We start from the raw sequence: 22,398 nt of genomic DNA, 5'->3' as shown, positions 1-22,398 counted from the left end.
GGAAATGCCGAGCAGAAAATGGATTGATTCCTATCCATAGGAGGCAGTTCTCATGACCATGCATGTCAATTTATCAGCGGAAATGGAGAGCTACATCAAGTCCAAGGTCGCTAGCGGCTTCTATGGCAACGCCACGGAAGTGATTCGCGATGCAATCCGCCGGATGCAAACCGAGGAAAATCGTGCAGCAGCATGGCAGGCGGCAATTGCGAAGGGTGATGCACAACTTGATCGGGCGAAAGTACGCTGTATACACTGGAACTCATGGAGGACATGACACAGTCGGCTATTGCCACGATGCACAGTGACGAGCCCATTGATCCTGATGTCCTCCCATAAACCCCACCTCAAGCTTTCTCCCGCGGCACAGCAGGATTTCACCGGTATCCTGCGTTACACAGGCGAGAGATGGGGACAAGAGCAGTTGCTTGCCTATCGCGGTAAACTAAACGATGCTCTTGTGCTGCCTGGCCGGAATCCGCAGCTTGGGCATCAGAGCAGGGAATTGCCGGACAGGCATCGGCTTTATTTTGTTGGTTCCCATGTCATCGTATACAGGGTTCGGCAAGACACAACCGAGGCAGTGCGCATTCTGCATCAGCGCATGAACATGACGAGACATAATCATCCCCAGAATTTGCCCACCGGGTAACGGAAAGCACCTTCTCGAAACTGCTACTGATAACTACTGCTATCAGATCATCAGAAGATCCCGACCTGCTTGATCATCTTCCTCGCGATTTATTTTCCAGCTTCTCTTTCCGCGAGGCTCATGCCCCCGCGAATAACCCTGAACAGCTTTGCATAAACACCCTGATTCAGGCGCAGGATTGTCGGTTATGCTGACATCGGCGATTTTTAGTCAAATATTGTTATTTAATTTCAATATCTTAATATTTGGCATGGTTGTTGCTTGAGATAGGGTGGGCAAAATACTTTACTTAGAAGAGGAAACGATGAAACTGCAACGAAAGGTAACACAAGGCAATTTTTCAAGTGCGCTGATAGGGCTGGGAATGATTGTCGCGCCCTTGTCCGCCTCTGCTTTGACGATCGATATCAACACCTATGTGACGGGTAATCCGACGTCGGCCAATGCGACCGTTGCTACGCTGACACTGACGCAGAACGGAAACAACGTGGATTTCAGGTTTGACAACTCGGTGAACAATCTTGCCGGGGGCATCGGCGACGACGCCTTTATCTCCCAGCTTCTCTTTTCGTACGATGGAACGCCTCTCCTGACCAGCGCCTCGTTTTCAAACTTTGGGGGAACGCAGCTCGTCAATTCCGCGGCTTTTGACATAAACCCTCCGGGAAAGGATGCGGGCTATGATTTTTACCTGGATCTCGACTACCCGACCAAATCGTCAGACCGGTTCACCAACGGTGAATATACCACCTGGACGATCAGCAACGTCGTGATTAACGACTTTCTCGTTTCTGTATCCGGCAGTGGTCCTGCTGCGCTTGCGATGGTGCATGTCCAGCAGGTTGGCGCCGGGCCGGGTGGTAATGGTTCGCTGAAATATGTGGGAAGCGTGGGTACTCCCCCGTCCCAGGATCCGCAAAACCCTGTTCCCGAACCCGTATCCCTTGCGCTTATCGGTATCGGGCTTATCGGCCTGGGGGCAACGCGCCGCCGCAAGTAGCAAATCGAATGGAGCACGGCTGATTATTCCCTCGTGCTCCATCAGGGCCTGTTGACAGGCCCTGGCCACTTCAAAAAAACCTACCGCTGTACTCATGCTGATGGGATGCGAAGGCCAATTCCGCAGCATTCAAGACATGTGGCCCATCTTGCCGCTCTGATAATCCGCCATCGCCTGGCGGATTTCGCTGGCGTTGTTCATGACGAAAGGACCGCTGCCCACGATTGGTTCGCGGATGGGTTCGCCGGACAGCAGCAGCGCGGTGGCATTTTGGGCACTCTCGATACGGATATGTTCGCCCGCCGGATCGAACCGGGCAATCTCGGCCGCGTCAAGCGTTTCACTTCCTGCATCGCCGCTCGCGATGCGCAGCGAACCCTTCAGCACCGCCAATAGGGTGGTGTAGCCATCGGGCACGGCAAAATCCGTTTCATGCGCGCCATCGAGGCGAACATCCCAGACGTTGACCGGCGTAAATGTGTGCGCTGGCCCTTCGACACCGTCAAATAGGCCTGCGATCACGCGCACGATTCCCTGTTTGTCCGGCAGATTCACGGCGGGAATCTGGCTATTCGAGATGCTTTGATAGCGCGGGGGCGACATCTTGTCCCTGGCGGGCAGATTGACCCATAACTGGACCATTTCGAGCATTCCGCCCTGCCGCGCGAAATCGTGGCCATGAAACTCCTCGTGGACCAGCCCTGATGCTGCTGTCATCCATTGCACGTCGCCCGGTCCGATCTTGCCTCCGCCGCCGGAACTGTCGCGGTGTTCCACTTCGCCGCTATAGACGATCGTTACCGTTTCGAATCCGCGGTGCGGGTGGCTGCCGACCCCGCGCCGTTGTTCCGTGGGCGTAAATTCCGCCGGGCCGGCGTAATCGAACAGCAGGAAAGGGCTGATGGCCTCTCCCAGATTCGAGTAGGAGAAAAGCGTTTGTACGGGAAAACCATCGCCGACCCAATGGCGGCCTGTGCTGCGCTCGACGCGAAGCAGTTTTTTCATCGATTTGCTGGCTTTGGCTGATTGCATGGCTGTTCTCCTCTTCAGTTGCTGTTTACATGTACGAAATACGAGTCAGGAATTCTGGTTGAGTTTTTTTTCAATGCGGCGATCGGGGATTACCCACATAATGGCGGCAGCCACGTACAGGCCGAAGGCAAGCCATCGGCTGAGGAACGCCAGCGGTACGGCAAAAGCATAAATGACCAGGGATGCCTTTCCTTTGAAATCGGCGCCTACAGCCTTGGCAAGCTGTGAATCCTTCCCCTGGACCTTGATGAGCGCGAGCTCCAGGATTGAGTAGGCGATGGCGGCCATCAACAGGACGGTCCCATACAGCGCAACCGGCCAGGTGGAAAAGTGGTTTTCTCCCATCCAGCCGGTAACAAAGGGCAGCAGGGAAAGCCAGAACAGCAGATGGAGATTGGCCCAAAGGATCGGTCCACTTATCTTTTGTATGGCATGAAACAAATGATGATGATTGTTCCAGTAAATGCCGACGTAGACAAAACTGAGCACGTAGCTCACGAATACCGGAAACAGAGGATGCAGCGCGGCCAGATCATCTCCATGCGGCACTTTCATTTCCAGTACCATGATGGTGATGATGATGGCAATCACTCCATCGCTGAATGCTTCCAGCCGATTTTTTCCCATAAAAAAGCTTCCCTGGATGCTTGTCTGAGTACAAATCTTTTTTAGCGCAGGAGATGAAAGCTTGCCATATGACCTGCGCCATTGCCGTACCCGGTACCCGTTTCGATATGGCTGCAAGTTACTCTTTTTCAATTTGCTTCGGAATCCATCCTTCCCCGAAATCAGCGTTTGGAAAAACAGAACAATGCGCTGTCGACTCGATGGTCATGGCCTTCTGCAGGCGATGGCAGCCAGGATGGTGCATTCACATCGACACCAGCATGAGCCGTCGACGGTTTGGTACGAGCACATGCCCGTCATTATTATTTTTGCGACCGGTCGCCCCCAACACTTTCTTGAGCTCCACGTCCCCCCAGGCGTTGATCGTCGAGCGGTCATATGTTGGCAAATCGCCAATCACATTGCGTAATTGCGGTATAGCGGCGCAATATGTGCATGTTCGATGCCCTTACTCATGAATGTCAGAGATATAGTAGCTGAGCCGATCAATCTTAACGATCCTTACAATCTTAAAGAAGTGCTGAACAAATCCTCGCCGATGCAAGCCATTATGTTTAATATAATCCTGAATCCGCCCTGTAGCGAACTCACCATATAGATAAACGTCGAGTATCACGAAGATCTTTGTGCATCATAGCTCTAAACTGGAAATAAGCGGTCAGCTGCCTGATTTGGGATAATATAGGCAGGGCATCGAAAGTAGTGAAAATATGCTGAGACGCGGCACCCGCCGCTGCGCTTGAATCAGGCGTTTCGCGTGGCTGTTGCATTCAGGGGGAAACTGCCCTGAAAGCGGGGGTTGAAGGTTCGTCTTTGTATTTACGGATTTCTCAATCCCGGCAGAGCAGGAGGCAGCATGGTGAGAATCGTTGGAATTACCGGAAGCCTGCGCAGCGGCTCATTCAATACCGCGCTGCTGCGTGCGAGTGCAGGGCTGATGCCAAATGGGGCAACGCTGGATATCGCGACGCTCAAGGGGATTCCGCTTTATGACGGAGACATCGAAGCTAACGAAGGCATTCCCGCGATGGTCGTTGCGTTGCAGGAACGGATTGCTGCCGCCGATGGATTATTGCTGGCTACCCCTGAGTACAATAATTCCATACCCGGGGTGTTCAAAAATACGATCGACTGGCTTTCGCGTCCGCCTGGCGAGATCGCCCGCATTTTTGGCGGGCGTCCGGTTGCGGTAATGGGGGCATCGCCTGGCGGGTTCGGAACGATTCTGTCTCAAAACGCGTGGCTGCCCGTGCTGCGGACGCTGGGCATGCGTCCCTGGTTTGGCGGAAGACTGCTGGTCTCGCGAGCGCAGCACATATTCAACGAATCGGGGGAAATGGTGGATGAGGCGGCGCGTAAGCAGCTTCAGGTTTTCCTGGCCGACTTTGCCGAGTTCGTCCAGGCAAGCGGCAAGCTGCCGAGCTGATGTTATCAGCAACCGGAAATCCCGCAGAGCGGTCTTCTACAGACCGGTCCCTGCCGACCAGCCATAGCGTTCGAGCCATCCCTGGACGACTTCGCTCGAAATGATGAAAGCGATGAGGGATGAGGTCAGGCTCAACAGGACGATGGTGGTGATCAATCTCCAGGGGCTCAGCGTGGAATAACGCTGCCATTGCGCCAGCATGCCTGCATCCTCCGGACTGTCCGGGTCCCTGCTCAATTCGAATTTTGCGAGAATATTGCGCCGCGCTTTGCGCAGCGCGTCGGATACGCCCATGCGGTAGGTGGAATCGAGCAGTTCCAGTCTCTTGGGCTCTATTTCAAAGAGAATGCCTTGCAACTGCGCTTCTCTGCTCAGCTCCCGGTAGAATTCCTGCATGCGATCGAGATAGCGGTTTTCGTCAAACAGATAATCAACCATCTGCTCAACGGTGGCGCCGGCCTCCTTGCGTTGAATCCCGGTACGACCCACGGATCCGGGTTCGGCTTCCCTGGCTATTTCCTGGATGAATTCCTGTTCCTTCGCGCTAATGAGATTGAGCCAGACCTGCTCCGCGGCCTGGGGGGAGGGCGGGTGAAATTTTCCGTCTTCCGAGCGCGCAGATGCGCGGAGATCACCGACTTCCATGGTTGCTTTCGCCTCGCAATCCAGATCGATTGCTTCAAGCCTAGCCCTGAGCGTATTCGTCATCGTCCATTTCCCGAAGCAAGATTCGAATTGAAACGTTACATTTATTACAGTTTAGCGTAATTCATGGAAGAGGTGCAGCGTATGCGTATTGCCGGAGATGGCGGGTGGGAGGCAAGCCTAGGGAAGCGCTGAATAAATCTCCGCTGGCGCGGCGGTGGCTTTGCGGGATGGGATGCGCGAAAGGCGACGACGCGAATGGCTGACCCCCTTCGCCAGGAGCCTGACAAGGCAGACCGCTCGCAAAGCCCCGTCCCATAAGGGTTGCGGTAAAATCGAGTGCTCATGGCGTTGTGCTCCTTGGCGTCGTAGTCCAAGCTACGACCTTCGTCGCGCGCCTTATGATCATCCCGATTTTACCAGCAACGCGCTCAGCGAGGATTTATTCAGCGCTTCCCTAGATCGGCAGCGCGCTGAAGGCATCGAGATCATCGACGGCGGCGGCTGTCCGCCGGATGAGCTCATGGTTGTTTTCCAGCTTCATCATTCCCCCCACGGCCAGCGACACCACCATGGCTTCGAATGGATAAGCCAGATGAGCGCGATACCGTTGCAGAAGATGGCCAAGTTCGATTTCTGTTATTCCGTTATCCTGAAGCGCTTCGGCATAGGCGGCAATCAGCCGTGTTTCATGATTCCGCCTGGTTTCCGGGGTGAGGGAAGTTGCAAGCAAGTACGCGACATCGCTTATTCCTTCTCCAAAGCGCACGAGCTGCCAATCGAGAAGGCCAGGCTGCGTCTCATTCCAGAACAGATTGCCGGGATGGCAGTCGTGGTGGACGAGCGTCGGCGGCGCACCCGAGAGAAAGCGCATTGCCCGCGCGCGCTGTCTGGCATAGCGGACCGCCAGCTTGTGTAATTTCCTGGGCACCAGGTGTCCCGCACAGCGCAATCCTCGCCTCATCAATGGCACTGCCAGAGCCGCGCCCAGCCGGTCTTCCAGGCGGCGCACCGGCCCCGCGAGCCACTGATAGGTCCGCATGAAGTCCGCTTTGTTCCAGAAACGGGCGTGAAGGCGGGCGAGCTGCCTGACCACCAGCAAGGCTTGCGCATCGGTCAGAATATCGCCCGGCTGGCCCGCAATGGCACCCGATTCCGCCACATCGGCGAGAACCAGGATGGCGCCTCTTCCCGGCGCGCTTTGCGCCGCCAGCACGTCAGGCATGGCGATGGGCATGCCTTGGGCCGCCTCGTTATAGAAACGCACTTCGGTATGCAGCAACCTGGGCAGCGCGGTGATCAGCCGGGCGCGCCAGGCGAGCGACGGCAATTTCACGAACCACTGCCGGGGCAGATTCCCCGGGCCGTCGTGCATGACTTCCAGACGAACCCTCGTGGTGGTTCCGGTATCGACCGACCGGATATCCACCCCGGATACCATGACGTTTGGATGGTTTCTGCCGATCACGCGCTGCGCCCAGTCAATCGTGAGGTCGCTGGGATGGCGGGCAAGGATACGCTGTTTCATGGGACCGATGCGCATTCAATCTTTTCAATGGAAATTCGGCTGGGCAAAGAGGCTGTCAGGCGGTACCCGGACGGATACATATCGCATCACAGAATGCAAAAAAAGGGAGCCGTCGGGCTCCCTTTTTCGGAATCAGGCGATCAACGCCTCAGCCGTTATTGCAGCTTCCAATCCGGGTGGAAGTGTGTTTCCTTGGTGGAAAACTCCTTCCATATGAAATCGGGATAAATGATGGGTTTGGTGGGTATGACGAAAGTCACCAGATCCACGACGCCGGTCAACGTGCGCCCTATGCCCAGCACGATGCCCGTAAGCAGCCCGACCGGTATGCCATAGGCAGGACCCTGCTGGTTGGTTTGTATGACCATGTTTTTCGGCACTTCACCTATGCCTGTAACCGTGTTGGCAAGCCCGTGGGCCAGTTTAAGCCCCACTTTCTCGGCATAGCTGTCCGCCGCCATGGCGCCCTGCGAAAAGAATAGTAGCGCAGACAGTATCAGCAGTGATTTCAGCATATTTTTCATCGATACCTCCCTTGAGTAGATTAATTAATTTAAATCCCTACCAATACTAGCATATCGTAAAACGGTTTGGGGTATCAAAAATACACGTTCCGGAACCGCTTGCAAGTAGTGCGCTTGCAGTTAGCCAGAGGGGGTGCGCGTAGCGCACGGGGCTGCGGGGAGCGGGGAGGAGTGGCAGGGATTCGGAAAACAGACTGCTTGCGGGCGGCATAAACGGGCCGTAAATTCACCATTGCGCGCACTCGCGGCAAGGAATGTGCTACCCTCGCGCTGGCGGATTATCAGCCATTTCAATGCTGATTTCACCATTGCCGGCTATGCGCTGGAAACAGTCAAAGGCCGGCAGAAGTCGATGACAAGCATACGGTTCACATAACCACAGATACTACATGCAGTTGCCTATATTACCGGATGCGGCCACCTTTCCATCGTTGCACACTCCCCCGTCACCGTCGTACAGCCCGACTGATACAGCCATCACCTCCAGCCTGAAATTTTCCGTAGTGGTGCCCACGCTCAATGAAGCGGACAACATAGACCCGTTGTTGACGCGGCTGTTTGCATTGCATGTGGCGCGCGACGACTATGAGGTGATCATCGTCGACGATGGCTCGGTGGACGGAACCCCGCAGAAGGTGAGGGAATGGGAGGGGCGCGGGAATGTTCATCTGATAGAGCGGCGGGAGAAGCCGGACCTGACGGGATCGATACTGGCCGGGGCGGCGATGGCTCGTGGCGAGGTCATCGTGGTGATGGATGCCGATCTGAGCCATCCGCCCGAGCGCCTGCCTGCCCTGATCGCGCCTGTCCTGGATGGAAGCCATGACGTTGCCGTGGGCAGCCGCTATGTGCCCGGCGGCAGCACGGAAGGGTGGCCACTGCATCGCCAGCTGCTGTCGCGCCTGGGGGGGTGGCTGGCACGTCCCATCTGCGATGTCAGCGATGCGACTTCAGGGTTTTTCGCCTTCCGGCGCGAACTTGCCACGATCATCGCCCAGCGGGCGCGCGGGTACAAGATCCTGCTGGAATTGCTCATGGCAGGACAGGGCAGGCTACGGGTGATAGAAGTGCCCATCTGCTTTCGCGACCGCACGCACGGCGCTTCCAAGCTCTCGTTCCAGCACCAGTGGACCTACCTGCAGCGGCTGATGACGCTGGCGGGCGGCAACGTCTCGTTCGGCACCGCGAGCCGCTTTGCCGCAGTGGGACTGTTCGGCGTGCTGGTGGATGCCCTGGTGTTCCAGTGGTTCATGAGCCGCGATGCCGGGCTTGCGGCATCGCATATCCTGAGTTTCTTCGCTGCGGCGACGTTGAATTACTCGCTCAATTCCAAATGGTCATTCCGCCACCATCACGACGGGCAGCTGCGCTGGCGCCAGTTCGCGCGCTTTCTCACCGTGGGGATTTTCGCCTTGCTGATGCGCGGCGGGGTTCTGGCGCTGCTGGTTTACGGCTGGCAAGTGCCGGCTTTCCTGGCGATTTTTCCTGCCATTGCCGCGACTGCCGCCATCAATTATCTGGGTTCCGCCTTCTATGTATTTCCCGTTGAGCAGAATGGGCCTTCCCTGGATGTACGCTGGCGCGTTGCCTCGTTTGGCTTGCTAGCATTCGTGCTGCTGCTGCGCCTGATCTACCTGGGAGTGGGACAGCTCATCCCGGATGAGGCCTACTACTGGAACTACGCCCGGCACATGGACTTGAGTTTTTTTGATCATCCGCCCATGGTTGCCTGGCTCATCTGGCTGGGCACGACAGTTTTTGGCGATACCGAGTTCGGCGTGCGCATCGGCGCATTCGTCTGCGGCCTGGTCACAATGGGCTACCTGTATGCGCTGGCTGCCAATCTGTATGACAAGTCGACCGGCATCCGCACCATACTGTTGCTGGCCATCCTGCCGTTTTATTTTGCCACCGGGTTGTTGATGACACCGGATGCTCCGCTCGTGGCTGCCTGGGCGGCAACCTTGTACTACCTGGAGCGCGTGCTGATAGCCAATCGCAGCATTGCCTGGCTAGGGGTGGGCATAGCCTTCGGCCTGGGGCTTCTCTCCAAGTACACGCTGGGTCTGCTGGGCCTGGCGGCGCTTGTTTTCGTCATCCTGGATCCGGTCGCGCGCCGCTGGATGGGCCGGCCGCATCCCTATCTCGCCGCCGTCCTTGCCCTGTTGCTGTTCTCGCCGGTCCTTATATGGAACATGGAGCATGACTGGATTTCAATCATGTTTCAGTCGGAGCGCGCGAAGGGAATAGGCAGGCATTTTTCGGTGCAGTGGCTATTTCTTCATATTCTGGTGCTGCTGACCCCGGTGGGCCTGGCGGCCGCCGTGATTGCGCTGCTTCCGGGAAGTGATGGCGGCGACAGTATTTCGGATCGCAGACGCCGCCTGTTCATTCGGGTATTTGCTGGCGTGCCGCTGGCGGCATTTGTGTGGCTCAGCCTGTTCGGAGCACCGAAATTTCACTGGACGGGTCCGGTATGGCTTGCGTTGCTGCCGACCATGGCCTGGATGCTGGGGCAGGCCAATGGCCAGCGCCCGGTTGCCGGCTGGTTGAGGGCGGCCTGGAAGCCCACCATCGCGCTTTGCATTTTCCTGTACGCTTTCGGGCTGCACTACGTGGTGCTTGGCATTCCGGGCATACCGTACAAGGGATTCAACAACCACTATTACTGGCGGGAAGCGACAAGAGAAGTCGAACATCTCGCTGCGGAGGTCGCGCGTAAGACCGGGCAGAAACCCATTGTCGTAGGCATGACCAAATGGTCGGTGGCCAGCGCGTTGTCCTTTTACGAGCGGAAGGAAGAGCCGATGGATATACGCTCCCGTAATTTTTTTGGTCCCAGCGGCGCCATGTACGATTTCTGGCAAGCGGCGGACCCGCCTACCGACAGGCCCATCATCCTGGTTTCCATGAAGGCCCATTTGCTTGAGCACAATGGGGAGGGATTCAGCCTCGAGCCCATGCTGGCCGGGCTTGGCCCGATAGAGCGGCGGGAAATCACGCGGGACGGAAAACCGCTGAGGGAGATATATTACCGGATAGCGCGCGGATACAAAGGCATCCATCTTCCCGCAGACAGGAATAATCGGGATGAAGACGATCAGTGATGATGGGAAAACCGGTTCTGTCCCGATCGATGCTACGACATCCGGGAGGAAAGAGATTGCCTGGCTCGTCCCCCGACTTGCCTGGATGTGCGATGCCGTACCGAGAAATGCACGTTGATCGCCTAAACTGAACGAGTATTCAAGGTTATTCCGCGAAAACCTTTTCAGGACATATCGTCATGGCCAAGTATCTGATAGCGTGGTTGTTAGGCGTGCCCGCCATAGTCTTACTGATTATTTACTTGTTGTAGGAAGCGCTGAACAAATCCTCGCTGAGCGCGTTGATATGATCTATTAGCATGGACAGTGTTTATCCAGCCAGCGAACCGGCGCGCGCGCAGATCGACGCTCTGGAAGGGCCGGCCATGCTGGAATTTGGGACACCGTGGTGCGGATACTGCCGTGCTGCCCAGCGCTCCATTGCCGAAGCAATGGCCGCCCATCCGGAGGTAAGGCATATCAAGATCGAGGATGGGAAGGGCCGCGCCCTGGGGCGGTCATTCCGCGTGAAGCTCTGGCCGACGCTGATTTTTTTGCGGCAGGGTAAGGAAATTGCCCGGCTGGTCAGGCCAGTGGATAGCATCCCCATCAGGCAGGCGCTGGAGGCGCTCAGCGCGGCATCGGCGTAGTGCGCCATGTTCCGGTGGAAATCGCCAGCGCGATTCGCTGCAAATCGTACGAATCGTTTACCGCGCCACGCAATAAAACGGAGCCACGCATGCCAGAATCCCGGATATGCGGCACGCTGGCTCCGCCCGATTGCTGCTTATCCGCTTATTACTTGTCCGCCGAAGTCACGTTGATTTTCTTCGGCTGGACAGCTTCGCGTTTTGGAATGACGATTTCAAGCACGCCATGATTGGATTTCGCCGATATGCCATCCGGATTGGCTGTATCCGGCAGGCTGAAGCGGCGGTAAAAAGAGCCATAGGTGCGTTCCACCCGTTTATAACCCTCTTTATCGATTGTTGCTTCAGTTTTCTTTTCACCTTTTACGGTAAGTACGCCGTCTTCCATGCTGATATCGATTTCTTCGGGTTTTACTCCGGGAAGATCCGCTTGCAGAATAAATCTGTCCGGCGCTTCCTTGATATCGACCGCTGGCGCCCATTCGGCGGTGGCAGTCGATCCCTCGCCGTTCCCGCCTTCGCGCACGCGGTCCAGTTCCCTGTGCAACTGATGCAGCAGACTCCAGGGTTCATAACGAGCAATAGCCATAAAAACCTCCACGTAAGTTGATTGGTGTCAATACCGGTAATGCCGCAACCGATACCTCATAATCAATATAGTGGCAGCTTGCGTTTTTTCAACCATTCCAGAGAAATTCTGAACAGGAACGGCTGGTTGAGGGGGCGGCTCTTCCGCGAATGGGATGCGAGGGCGGACAGCTACACAATTGGCGTCATGCCAGCGGCAGCTCTCCGCTGCGCATGCCGATTCCTCCAATTTCCCTTACCGCCCTGGCGAAAGCGGGATTCTCATGCAGTTTCGCCAATGAATCCGGATGAGGTTTTCCCCGCATTTGCGCCAGGCGCGCAACGCTGATGGCGGGAATGTCCCAGTGCAATCCAGACAGCAACGCTTCTGCGCCCGCAGGGTTATTGCATGCCAGTATCATGTCGCACCCAGCCTGCAGCGCGAGCTGGGCGCGCTGCAGCATGCCGCCTGCACCCGCGGCACCCTCCATGCTCAGGTCATCGCTGAAGATGCAGCCTTCGAAACCCAGTTCGCCGCGCAGGATGTTTTTCAGCCATATCGTCGAAAATCCTGCTGGCAGCGCATCCACCGCGGGGTAGATGACATGGGCCGGCATGATGCCTGCAAGACCAAAGCCTATCATCTTGCGAAATGGCGACAGGTCGGCGCTTTCGATGGCGGCGTAGGAGCGCTCGTCCACCGGCATCTCGAAATGCGAATCGGCCTGGATATGCCCGTGTCCCGGAAAGTGCTTCCCTACCGCGACCATGCCCCCGAGTTTCAGCCCGGATGCGAGGCTGTGCGCCAGCTCCGTAACCGCCTGAGGGGAACGATGGAAGGCGCGGTCCTTGATGACGCAGCTCTGGCCATAGTCGATATCGAGCACCGGGGTAAAGCTGAAATCCACCCCCGCGGCGCGCAACTCCGCAGCCAGCACATAGCCCGTCTGTTGCGCCAGGTGCCGCGCCCTGTCCGGATGCTCGTCCCATGCATTGCCCAGTTCCCGCATGGGAGGCAGCCGGGTAAAGCCGTCGCGAAAGCGCTGCACCCGGCCGCCCTCGTGATCCACGGCAATCAGCAGCGATGGAGTTCGCAGCGCATGGATCTCCGCGGTCAACTGGTTGAGCTGCGTGAGCGAGGCATAATTGCGCGTGAACAGGATGACTCCGCCTACGAGGGGATGCCGGAGTTTCTCCTTGTCCGCAGCGGTCAGCTCCGTGCCTTCGATATCGAGCATGACGGGTCCAAGCGACATCAGCGGCTCCTGTGGTTGAATGCTTCCATGTTCACTATCTGCGGGTGAATGAGAGGCCATGCCGCGAGAAGCAGCAAGCTGTCATTTTTCGAGGATGACGAAGGCGCAGGCAAGATTCAGTTCGTCGCTGATGGAAAGATGGTGGCCGGTAATGCCTTCATCTTTCACGAAGGCGCTCAATTCGGGATGAAAGGCAAAAAACGGCTTGCCACGAGGATCATGCGTTATGCGGATGCGATGCAAGCTGACCGGATGCCGCAGGCCCGTCCCCATTGCTTTGGAAAGTGCCTCTTTCGCGGCGAAACGCTTTGCCAGGAACAGGGCCGGCTTCCCGCTGCCCAGATATTCGGACCATTCCTCAGCCGCCAGGATGCGTCTTGCGAAGCGCTCGCCGTATTTTTCAAGCAGGCGCGCGATCCGTGATGGTTCAACCAGGTCGGTTCCGATGCCATAAATCATTGCGAGACAGCCTGCATCAACGCCTTCATTTCCCTTACCGCCTGGGGAAAGCCGACAAACAGCGCATGAGCGACAATGGCATGGCCGATATTGAGCTCGGATATTCCCGGTATTGCGGCGATCGGCTGGACGTTTCCGTAATGCAGCCCATGCCCGGCATTGACTTTCAATCCCATCGAAAGACCCATGGCCACCGCCCGCCGGATACGTTCGAACTCCTCCTGCTGTTCGCTATGCGTAGCCGCATCGGCATAGCGCCCGGTGTGGATTTCGATAGCCGGGGCGCCCGCCTGCATTGCTGCTTCGATCTGGCCGGGATCCGCGTCGATGAACAGCGATACCTGTATGCCTTCCGCCCCCATGAGGCGGCACGCATCCCGTACCGGCTCCAGGTAGCGTATGACGTCCAGGCCGCCCTCGGTGGTCAGTTCTTCCCTGCGTTCAGGTACGAGGCACACTTCCTGCGGCTTGATGCGCAACGCGAACCGGATCATTTCGTCCGTTGCCGCACTTTCAAGGTTCATGCGTGTTTTCAGCATTTCCCGCAGGATTTCCACGTCGCGCTCCTGGATGTGGCGTCGGTCTTCCCGCAAATGCAGCGTAATCGCATTCGCGCCCGCCGCTTCCGCGGCCATGGCGGCTTCCACGGGATCTGGATAAACCGTGCCGCGCGCCTGGCGCAGCGTGGCCACGTGGTCAATGTTGACGCCGAGTTCGATCATGATGTTTGCAGTGCCAAAGGTTTCACAATTGATTCCGCGATTATCGCATGGGCGAGGAGGCATGGCGGCCCCAACGCCGAATGCATGGTCTGGACTTACTATAGTACTGAAAAGATGGTTTGCAGAATAGATCGGCGGATGAATCCCGGCAAAGTTTTGCGCAGGGGCGAAATGATGATAATGTTCTCCCTGGGGAGGCGCTTCTCCAGGGAAAGGACACATTGATGCCGAGGTGAGCCGGAATGTCGGATACGCGCATTTTTTTCGCTGCGGAGCGTACCCTACTGGCATGGGTTCGCACCGGTCTTACGGTGATGGCGCTGGGTTTTGTCGTGGCAAGATTTGGCCTGTTCCTGCGGATGATCGCACTCTCCAGTCCGGCTTTGACGAATGCGTCCACTCTTTCCGGCACGCACTGGCCCTCGGCAGCGCTCGGCGTCATTCTCGTGCTTGCGGGCTCCGCGGTGATTTTGGGCGCGCTGCGCAATCACCGGGTATACGTATCCTCGCTTCCGCCAGAAGATGTTCCTCTGCTGTCCATACCGCAGCTCTCATCGTTTCTGTCCTTATCCGTCGCCACGGCAGGGATACTGCTTGCGGTTTACCTGATGTTCTCATGAACCTGATCCTAGGGAAGCGCTGAACAAATCCTCGCTGAGCGCGTTGCTGGTAAAATCGGGATGATCATAAGACGCGCGACGCAGGTCGTAGCTGGGACTACGATGCCAAGGAGCGCAACGCAATGAGCGCTCGATTTTACCACAACCCTTATGGGGCGGGGTTTTGCGAGCGGTCTGCCTTGTCAGGCTCCTGGCGAAGGGGGTCAACCATTCTCGTCGTCGCCTTTCGCGCATCCCATCCCGCAAAGCCACCGCCGCGCCAGCGGAGATTTATTCAGCGCTTCCCTAAATCAGATAGCCTATAAGTCGGATTGGTGAAGCGTAATCCGACAGTCCCCATCACATTCATTTGCTTTCTGTTGTTGGATTACCCTTTGTTGATCCTGCCTGCAAGCAGCAGATGGATGGTTCGGTACAGGCCGCAGTCATAGCTGCTGCAGGTCTTTCAACAGTTGCCGGGTATGCAGCGGCTGCCCGCCCAGATAATGGTTCAGTATGTAACGCATCAGCGCCTTGCTCTGCTGCCGGGTGGTGGTTGCGGAATAGTCGCCTTGCTGCATGTCCAGGAGCGTTTTGCCTCGCAATGGCAAGCCGCGGCCAGGGCGATTTTCGTCCCATGCCACGGGTCCGCGCTCGATTTCATAGCTGTAATTCTGCTGCGGTTCCGTGGGTTTGCCCGACTCGACGTCGCGATCCAGCGTGAGCGCATATCCCAGCTCCCGTAGCATGCGCTGTTCGAATCGCCGCAGTATGGGAATGGTATCCTTTTGGCTGCCTAGCGCTTCCAGCGTCTCCTGATAGTAGACGAATAACTGCTCGTGAGGATCATTGCGGTGCAGTAGACGCACCAGGAGCTCATTCAGGTAAAAGCCGCAAATCAGGCTTGTTCCCTGCAATGGCGCAAGCCCGCCTTGCCATTCCGCTTTATGCAGGGTCCGCAATTCCGATTTGCCTCCCCAGTTGAGCAGCAGGGGCTGAAATGCCAACAACAGGCCGCGCATGGCGGATCTTGGCCGCTTGGCACCCTTGGCCACCAGGGGCACTCTTCCGAAATCGCGGGTAAATGCCTCGACCACGAGACTGGTTTCAAGGTAGGAATAGGCATGCAGGACGAATCCGGGCTGGGCGTCGATGCGGTGATTGTCGGAAGTCATCGCTGCCGTTTCCGCCAGGGCAGCAGAGCAACCCTGCTCATGGCTCGTAGCCCAGACTTTTCAAAACCTGGGCGTCATCGGCCCAGCCGCTTTTCACTTTGACCCAGATATTGAGATATACCTTGCCGCCGAAGTTCTGTTCCATGTCTTTTCGCGCCTGGGTTGCGACCAGCTTGAGCTTTTCTCCCGCCTTGCCGATGACGATAGCCTTCTGGTTGGCTTTGTCGACGATGATGGATGCATGGATTTTACGCAGATCGCTTCCTTCGTTCCCGCCCTCGGCGATGAATTCATCGATCATGACGCTGGTGGAATAGGGGAGTTCTTCTCCCAGCAGGCGAAACAGTTTTTCACGGATCAGTTCGGCGGCGATAAACCGTTCGTTCCGGTCGGTGATTTCGCTTTCCGGAAACAGCGGCCCGCTTTGCGGCAGATGGGAGGCAGCGGCCCGCAGCAAGTCCGGCAGTTGTGTTCCGCGCTCCGCGCTGATGGGAACGATGGCCGCGAAACTGAATTCATCCATCATTTTTTGGAGAAATGGAAGGAGGCGCGATTTGTCAGCCTGCCGGTCGATCTTGTTGACGGCGAGTATCACCGGCTTGGCAGGTTTCCGGTTTCCATCGACGGGCAGAAGCTCGATTACCTGGCGATCGCGGCGGTCGAAATGCAGCGCTTCCACGACCATGATCACTACGTCGACATCGCGAATGCTTTGGGCCACGGCGCGGTTCATGCCGCTATTCAACCGGCTCGCGTATTGGGTCTGATAGCCGGGGGTATCGACAAAAACAAACTGGGCTTCCGGACTGGTGAAGATGCCGTGAATGCGATGGCGGGTGGTCTGGGCTTTTTTGGAAGTGATGCTGATCTTCTGTCCGACCAGTTTGTTGATCAGCGTCGATTTGCCGACGTTTGGCCGTCCGACGATAGCGACGTAACCGCTGCGATAGCCGGAGGGATCGCCGGGATTCGGAGTCATCGGAGGAAGCCGTTCAGGGAATCGTTGAACAAGTCTGATCTGGCCGCACGTTCACTGACTCAGCTTGCGCATCGACTGTTCGCATGCCTGTTTTGCTGCATCCTGCTCCGCGCTGCGGCGGGAAGCCCCCGTTCCCGTGGTTCGAATATCGAGCTGGGGAATCAGGCATTCCACAGTGAACTGCTGCTGGTGGGCTTCGCCCATGATGGCGGTGACTGCATATTGCGGCAGCGCCAGCTTCCGGCCCTGGAGATTTTCCTGCAGCAGCGTTTTCGGGTCCTTGCCCAGGGTTTGCGGTTCCAGCTCCTGGAGCAGCGGAGCAAAGAGCATAATCACTGCTTTTTCCGCCGCGGCGAACCCGCCGTCGAGATAGATCGCGCCCAGCACGGCCTCCAGCGCATCGGCGAGAATGGACGGGCGGCGCTCGCCTCCGCTTTTGAGCTCTCCTTCGCCAAACCGGATCAGCCTGCCCAATCCAAGTACTTGCGCCAGTTCCGCCAGCGCCTGCTGATTGACCAGGTTGGCTCGAACGCGGGAGAGGCTGCCTTCGCTGAGGTCGGGAAAATGCCTGAATATCAGCCCCGCAACAGCGCAATTCAGCACGGCGTCTCCGAGGAATTCAAGGCGCTCATTGTGCGGAATGCTATGGCTGCGATGAGTCAGGGCCTGGCAGAGGAGGGCCGGCTGATTAAAGCTGTAGCCGAGCTTCCGGCTTAATCCTTCGTTGCTCATGGTATGCACCCGGGCTTTCGCCGGTTTCCCGTCTCCCGTATCGGGCCCGGCCTGGCAGTGCGGCTGGTTAGTGCGCTGAACGAATCCTTAATCAATGGATAGCCCGATTCGTTTCAGGTCGCCGAAATTCCACCAGATCATGAACGCCTTGCCCACGATGTTGCGCTCCGGAACGAATCCCCAGTATCGGCTGTCGCTGCTGCTGTCGCGATTGTCGCCCATGGTGAAGTAATTGCCGGCAGGAACGGTACAGGTAAATCCATCGTCATTGTAGGCGCAATGGTCGCGCAGGGGAAAAGGATGGACGCTGGGAAGATGCATGTCGGGGACATTCCGGTTGATAAGGATGTTATACGTATGCTCGCCCAGTGTTTCGGTGAAACGGTCGCTGTATATGTAACTCAAGCCGGATTCCACGTAAGCATATTCCCCATCCGGCTGCGTCTTCACCGGGACATTGTTTACGGTCAACCGCTTGTTCTGGTAGGTGATGGTATCCCCCGGTACGCCTATGATGCGCTTGATATAATCCATCGAAGGGTTTTCGGGATAACGGAATACCATGACTTCGCCCCGTCTGGGTTCCTGCACGTCCATGATCTTGACATTGGCTACCGGCAGGCGTATGCCATATGTATATTTGTTCACCAGGATGAAATCGCCCACCAGGAGAGTCGGAATCATGGAGCCGGACGGAATCTTGAAAGGCTCGACGAGAAAGGAGCGCAGACAGAATACAACGAGAATCACCGGAAAAAAACTTTTCGGGTATTCGACCCACCACGGACCCTGGGCCTCCGGCGGCCGTTTGTGGCGCAGCGCCAGGCGATCGAACAGGGAGATGCCGCCGGTGATGACCAGCAGCACCAGCATGATGAGTGGAAAGTTCATTCCGTTTCCTTCAAAGGAATATAAGGGTATCCCGAATGGATTCGTCTTCTATTTATCGCCCACTTGCAGAATGGCGAGAAACGCTTCCTGCGGGATTTCGACATTGCCAACCTGCTTCATCCGTTTTTTACCTGCCTTCTGTTTCTCCAGCAGCTTGCGCTTGCGCGTGATATCCCCCCCATAGCATTTGGCGAGCACATTCTTGCGCAGCGCCTTGATGCTTTCACGCGCGATGATATGCGAGCCTATGGCGGCCTGCACCGCGATGTCGAACATTTGCCGGGGGATCAGCTCGCGCATCCGCTGGGCCAGCTCCCGTCCGCGGTACTGGCTGTTGCTGCGGTGAACAATCAGCGACAGCGCATCCACTTTTTCCCCGTTGATGAGTATGTCGAGCTTGACCAGGTCGGAAGCGCGGAATTCCTGGAATTCATAGTCCAGCGAAGCATAGCCGCGGCTGGTGGATTTCAGCCGGTCGAAGAAGTCCATGACGACCTCATTGAGCGGCATTTCATAGGTGAGCATCACCTGCCTGCCCATGTATTGCATGTTTTTCTGCGTCCCGCGCTTGCTGATGCAGAGCGTGATGACCGATCCGACATATTCCTGCGGCACCAGGATGGTCGCCGTAATGATTGGCTCGCGGATTTCCGCTATTTTCGAGGGATCGGGCATGCGCGAAGGATTCTCGATTTCGGTGGTGGAACCGTCCCGCATGACTATCTCGTACACGACCGTAGGGGCGGTAGTGATGAGATCCATGTCATACTCGCGCTCCAGCCTTTCCTGCACGATATCCAGGTGCAATAATCCGAGGAAGCCGCAGCGGAAGCCAAATCCCAGTGCCTGCGATGTTTCCGGTTCATATTGCAGCGACGAGTCGTTGAGCTTGAGTTTTTCCAGCGCGTCGCGCAACGCGTCGTACTGGTTGGATTCGACAGGATAAAGCCCCGCGAACACCTGGGGCTTGATTTCCTTGAAGCCGAGCAGCGGCTGGGCGGCCGGATGATCCGCCAGGGTGACGGTGTCCCCCACCTTGGCGGATTTCAGTTCCTTGATGCCAGAGATGATGAATCCGACTTCTCCCGCGCTGAGCGATTCCCGGTTCTTCGATTTTGGCGTGAAGACCCCCACCTGTTCGCACAGGTAGGATGCCTTGCTCGCCATCAGCAATATCCTGTCCTTCGGCTTGAGGACACCGTCCAGCACGCGCACCAGCATGACGACGCCCACGTAGTTATCGAACCATGAATCGATGATCAGGGCCTTTAAAGGCGCGGATGGGTCCCCCCTGGGGGGAGGCATGCGTTCGATCACTGCTTCCAGGATATCCTCCACGCCCTCTCCGGTCTTGGCGCTGGCGCGCAAGGCCTGCTGCGCGTCTATGCCGATGATGTCTTCTATTTCCTTGATAACCCGCTCCGGTTCGGCCGCCGGCAGGTCGATCTTGTTCAGCACCGGCACGACTTCCACGCCCTGTTCGATGGCGGTATAGCAGTTGGCCACGGTTTGCGCTTCCACGCCTTGCGAAGCATCCACTACCAGCAGCGCGCCCTCGCAGGCCGCAAGGGATCGCGAGACCTCATAGGAAAAATCCACGTGGCCAGGGGTGTCGATCAGGTTCAGCAGATAATGGCGGCCATCGCGCGCCCGGTATTCCAGGGCCGCGGTCTGCGCCTTGATGGTAATCCCACGCTCGCGTTCCAGGTCCATCGAATCCAGCACCTGCGCTTCCATTTCCCGATCCGACAGGCCACCGCACAGATGGATGATCCGGTCAGCCAGTGTGGATTTGCCATGGTCGATATGGGCGATGATGGAAAAATTGCGGATATGCTGCATCGGAACCGGGACGGATTATCGGCGAGTGTGGTTGTTGGCAAAGCGATATACTAAAAAAGGGCACAAACCGTGCCCTCTTGAAGTTATGGCGGGAATGCGCCACGCCTGTGGCGCGGGAATTCGTCTGCGTTATTATTGGGAAAAGAGCATTTTAGCGAATTTTACCGAAATAAGCATCTAGCCTATTCAGGGCTTCAGGTTTTCTCCAGAAACCGGGCCAGTGCCGCCTGGTCGAGATGATAGCGGCAAATTTCCTTGCCTTCCCCCACGAGAACCGGGACAAGCTCGTTGTAGCGCGACCTGAGCGCCTCGTCCCCGTCGATATCCACGATATCGAAACGAAAAGGAAGCCGCGCCTGGAGTTCCTCCAGGGCGGCTATCATTTCATGGCAAAGATGGCAGTGCTGGCGGCCGTAAAGAGTAAGGGAAACCCTATCGGCCGCCGCCGGGCTACTTGCCATCCTGCTTGTTGTCGCCATTTATTTTCATCGTGATGAAGGTAGCGGTGTCGCCGCGCCTCACCAGCAGGGCGATGTTATGGCCTTTCGGCGCCTTGTTGAGCAACTGGTTGAACTGGTCCACGCTCTTGACATCCTGGTTATTGATGCTGAGGATGACATCGCCCGGACGAATGCCCGCACGGCTTGCGATGCCAGGCTGCATATCTTCCACCAGCAACCCGTTTGCAATTTCCAACTGCTGCTTCTGCTCCGCGGTGAGTTCGCTCAGCATCAGCCCGATGCGGTTCGAGGTATCCGGCGCCTTGCCGCGCTTGCTCCCCCGGCCAGGAGACTTTTCATCCGGTGGAAGCTCATCCACGGTTACGGTCAATTCCTTGATGGCGCCGTTGCGCCATACCTGTACCGGCACTTTTGATCCGGGCTTGGTTGCGCCCACGATACGCGGCAGGTCACCGGAAGCGGTCACGGTTTTGCCATCGAATTTCAGGATGACGTCACGCGCATTGATACCGGCCTTGTCTGCGGGGCCGCCTTTCTGCACCGATGCCACCAGGGCTCCGGTTGGTTTTGCCAGCCCGAAGGATTCGGCGAGTTCCTTCGTTACTTCCTGTATCAGCACGCCTATCCTCCCACGGCTCACCTTGCCGCTCGCGATCAACTGGTTCGCAATATCCATCGCCACGTCGATGGGGATGGCGAAAGACAGTCCCATGAAGCCGCCGGTGCGGCTGTAAATCTGCGAGTTGATGCCTACGACCTCACCCTTGAGATTGAACAGGGGCCCCCCGGAATTGCCGGGATTGATTGCCACATCCGTCTGTATGAAGGGCACAAAGTTTTCCTGCGCGAGGGAGCGCCCCTTCGCGCTCACGATGCCCGCCGTCACGCTGTTTTCAAAACCGAAGGGGGAGCCGATTGCCACCACCCATTCGCCGACCTTGAGCTTTTCCGGATCGCCCTGGATGATTTTAGGCAGGCCCGTGGCATCGATTTTAAGCAGCGCGATATCGGTTTTGCGGTCCGACCCGATCAGCTTGGCGCGGAATTCGCGCTTGTCGGTGAGCTTGACGTTGATCTCCTCGGCGCCATCCACCAGATGGGTATTGGTCAGGACGTACCCATCCGGGCTGATGATGAATCCTGAGCCCATCGATTTGGCTTCGAAGTCTCGCGGCTGCCCATGCGGCTGCAAATGGCGGCGGAAAAACTCGAAGAAGGGATCGTCTTCGGGGATATTTGGCATGCCGGGTAAACCGCGGCTGGATGCCATGCTGGGAGCCTGAACCGTGCTGATGTTCACCACGGCATGTCCCTGCTTTTCCACGAGCTCGGTGAAATCCGGCAATTGCGCGGAAGCCGCGGTGGATAGTCCCAGCAATATCGCCAGTATGAATTTAGCCATCATGCTATGCCTTTGATAAAAAATTAAACAAATGACCAACTGCCTGAAAACGCCAATTGCATAAGACAGGGATCGATGCAGCCGGCAGGAGTCGTTGAAATGGTTGTAAATGGTTGTAACAGCCTATACAGCCTATACAACGA

23 protein-coding genes are annotated in these 22,398 nt (G+C 57.0%); 7 read left to right on the top strand and 16 right to left on the bottom strand.

All coding sequences use genetic code 11. The features are described from left to right. Positions 1 to 52: 52 nt before the first annotated feature. From ACZ5CE_RS09800 to ACZ5CE_RS09790, 3 genes are all read left to right on the top strand, one after another. A complete protein-coding gene (locus ACZ5CE_RS09800) occupies positions 53 to 277 on the top strand; it encodes a type II toxin-antitoxin system ParD family antitoxin (protein ID WP_464574723.1) in 225 nt (74 codons plus the stop codon). A 48-nt stretch (positions 278 to 325) separates the two neighbouring features. Then, a complete protein-coding gene (locus ACZ5CE_RS09795; protein ID WP_464574722.1) occupies positions 326 to 652 on the top strand; it encodes a type II toxin-antitoxin system RelE/ParE family toxin in 327 nt (108 codons plus the stop codon). Between the two features lie 304 nt (positions 653 to 956). Next, entirely contained in the window at positions 957 to 1,652 is a 696-nt protein-coding gene (locus ACZ5CE_RS09790) for a PEP-CTERM sorting domain-containing protein (RefSeq protein WP_464574721.1), read from the top strand. A 129-nt stretch (positions 1,653 to 1,781) separates the two neighbouring features. Here the strand turns inward: ACZ5CE_RS09790 and ACZ5CE_RS09785 are convergent, their stop codons facing one another. Then, positions 1,782 to 2,657, bottom strand: a complete 876-nt coding sequence (locus tag ACZ5CE_RS09785) for a pirin family protein (protein ID WP_464577475.1) — start codon at positions 2,655 to 2,657, stop codon at positions 1,782 to 1,784. A gap of 72 nt (positions 2,658 to 2,729) precedes the next feature. Continuing rightward, positions 2,730 to 3,311 carry a TMEM175 family protein gene (locus tag ACZ5CE_RS09780; RefSeq protein WP_464574719.1) on the bottom strand — a complete coding sequence of 194 codons (582 nt, stop codon included), beginning with the start codon at positions 3,309 to 3,311 and terminating at the stop codon, positions 2,730 to 2,732. 856 nt (positions 3,312 to 4,167) lie between these two features. Between ACZ5CE_RS09780 and ACZ5CE_RS09775 the strand changes: the two genes are divergently transcribed. Then, positions 4,168 to 4,737 (top strand): NADPH-dependent FMN reductase, encoded by a 570-nt coding sequence (locus ACZ5CE_RS09775; RefSeq protein ID WP_464574718.1) that lies wholly within the window; start codon positions 4,168 to 4,170, stop codon positions 4,735 to 4,737. Between the two features lie 36 nt (positions 4,738 to 4,773). Here the strand turns inward: ACZ5CE_RS09775 and ACZ5CE_RS09770 are convergent, their stop codons facing one another. From ACZ5CE_RS09770 to ACZ5CE_RS09760, 3 genes are all read right to left on the bottom strand, one after another. Further along, positions 4,774 to 5,445: a hypothetical protein gene (locus ACZ5CE_RS09770; RefSeq protein ID WP_464574717.1), complete on the bottom strand. Its 672-nt coding sequence runs from the start codon at positions 5,443 to 5,445 to the stop codon at positions 4,774 to 4,776. Between the two features lie 394 nt (positions 5,446 to 5,839). Then, positions 5,840 to 6,910: a phosphotransferase gene (locus ACZ5CE_RS09765; RefSeq protein WP_464574716.1), complete on the bottom strand. Its 1,071-nt coding sequence runs from the start codon at positions 6,908 to 6,910 to the stop codon at positions 5,840 to 5,842. A 155-nt stretch (positions 6,911 to 7,065) separates the two neighbouring features. Next, on the bottom strand, positions 7,066 to 7,434 hold the full coding sequence (locus ACZ5CE_RS09760) for an exosortase system-associated protein, TIGR04073 family (protein WP_464574715.1): 369 nt from the start codon (positions 7,432 to 7,434) through the stop codon (positions 7,066 to 7,068). Between the two features lie 389 nt (positions 7,435 to 7,823). On the opposite strand from ACZ5CE_RS09760, the gene ACZ5CE_RS09755 reads away from it, so the two are divergent. Both ACZ5CE_RS09755 and ACZ5CE_RS09750 read left to right on the top strand, forming a co-directional pair. Further along, positions 7,824 to 10,541, top strand: coding sequence for a glycosyltransferase family 39 protein (locus ACZ5CE_RS09755; RefSeq protein ID WP_464574714.1), 2,718 nt, complete (start codon positions 7,824 to 7,826; stop codon positions 10,539 to 10,541). Positions 10,542 to 10,840: 299 nt separating this feature from the next. Then, positions 10,841 to 11,170: a thioredoxin family protein gene (locus ACZ5CE_RS09750; protein ID WP_464574713.1), complete on the top strand. Its 330-nt coding sequence runs from the start codon at positions 10,841 to 10,843 to the stop codon at positions 11,168 to 11,170. Between the two features lie 148 nt (positions 11,171 to 11,318). Here the strand turns inward: ACZ5CE_RS09750 and ACZ5CE_RS09745 are convergent, their stop codons facing one another. The 4 genes from ACZ5CE_RS09745 to pdxJ form a co-directional block, all read right to left on the bottom strand. Continuing rightward, complete coding sequence (locus tag ACZ5CE_RS09745; protein ID WP_464574712.1) at positions 11,319 to 11,759, bottom strand: Hsp20/alpha crystallin family protein; 441 nt, start codon at positions 11,757 to 11,759, stop codon at positions 11,319 to 11,321. Between the two features lie 184 nt (positions 11,760 to 11,943). Next, positions 11,944 to 12,993 (bottom strand): beta-N-acetylhexosaminidase, encoded by a 1,050-nt coding sequence (gene nagZ / locus ACZ5CE_RS09740; RefSeq protein WP_464574711.1) that lies wholly within the window; start codon positions 12,991 to 12,993, stop codon positions 11,944 to 11,946. 81 nt (positions 12,994 to 13,074) lie between these two features. Then, positions 13,075 to 13,452: a holo-ACP synthase gene (acpS, locus tag ACZ5CE_RS09735; RefSeq protein WP_464574710.1), complete on the bottom strand. Its 378-nt coding sequence runs from the start codon at positions 13,450 to 13,452 to the stop codon at positions 13,075 to 13,077. Further along, entirely contained in the window at positions 13,449 to 14,174 is a 726-nt protein-coding gene (gene pdxJ, locus ACZ5CE_RS09730; RefSeq protein ID WP_464574709.1) for a pyridoxine 5'-phosphate synthase, read from the bottom strand. The genes acpS and pdxJ overlap by 4 nt, the downstream gene beginning before the upstream one ends. Positions 14,175 to 14,416: 242 nt before the next feature. Here pdxJ and ACZ5CE_RS09725 point away from each other — a divergent pair, with 242 nt between their 5' ends. Next, positions 14,417 to 14,794 (top strand): YidH family protein, encoded by a 378-nt coding sequence (locus ACZ5CE_RS09725; RefSeq protein ID WP_464574708.1) that lies wholly within the window; start codon positions 14,417 to 14,419, stop codon positions 14,792 to 14,794. Between the two features lie 425 nt (positions 14,795 to 15,219). Here the strand turns inward: ACZ5CE_RS09725 and recO are convergent, their stop codons facing one another. The 7 genes from recO to ACZ5CE_RS09690 all read right to left on the bottom strand — a co-directional run bounded on the left by recO (position 15,220) and on the right by ACZ5CE_RS09690 (position 22,258). Next, on the bottom strand, positions 15,220 to 15,948 hold the full coding sequence (recO, locus tag ACZ5CE_RS09720) for a DNA repair protein RecO (protein ID WP_464574707.1): 729 nt from the start codon (positions 15,946 to 15,948) through the stop codon (positions 15,220 to 15,222). Between the two features lie 37 nt (positions 15,949 to 15,985). Then, complete coding sequence (gene era, locus ACZ5CE_RS09715) at positions 15,986 to 16,927, bottom strand: GTPase Era (RefSeq protein WP_464574706.1); 942 nt, start codon at positions 16,925 to 16,927, stop codon at positions 15,986 to 15,988. 51 nt (positions 16,928 to 16,978) lie between these two features. After that, complete coding sequence (gene rnc / locus ACZ5CE_RS09710) at positions 16,979 to 17,659, bottom strand: ribonuclease III (RefSeq protein ID WP_464574705.1); 681 nt, start codon at positions 17,657 to 17,659, stop codon at positions 16,979 to 16,981. 87 nt (positions 17,660 to 17,746) lie between these two features. Beyond that, positions 17,747 to 18,550, bottom strand: coding sequence for a signal peptidase I (lepB, locus tag ACZ5CE_RS09705; protein ID WP_464574704.1), 804 nt, complete (start codon positions 18,548 to 18,550; stop codon positions 17,747 to 17,749). A 48-nt stretch (positions 18,551 to 18,598) separates the two neighbouring features. Continuing rightward, on the bottom strand, positions 18,599 to 20,392 hold the full coding sequence (gene lepA, locus ACZ5CE_RS09700) for a translation elongation factor 4 (RefSeq protein WP_464574703.1): 1,794 nt from the start codon (positions 20,390 to 20,392) through the stop codon (positions 18,599 to 18,601). A 194-nt stretch (positions 20,393 to 20,586) separates the two neighbouring features. Further along, positions 20,587 to 20,871 (bottom strand): glutaredoxin family protein, encoded by a 285-nt coding sequence (locus ACZ5CE_RS09695; protein ID WP_464574702.1) that lies wholly within the window; start codon positions 20,869 to 20,871, stop codon positions 20,587 to 20,589. Next, positions 20,843 to 22,258: a DegQ family serine endoprotease gene (locus ACZ5CE_RS09690; RefSeq protein ID WP_464574701.1), complete on the bottom strand. Its 1,416-nt coding sequence runs from the start codon at positions 22,256 to 22,258 to the stop codon at positions 20,843 to 20,845. The genes ACZ5CE_RS09695 and ACZ5CE_RS09690 overlap by 29 nt, the downstream gene beginning before the upstream one ends. Positions 22,259 to 22,398: the final 140 nt, after the last annotated feature.

The sequence above is a fragment of the Nitrosospira sp. TNL200 genome (assembly GCF_055386305.1).
This window is presented reverse-complemented; position numbering and strand designations above follow the sequence as displayed.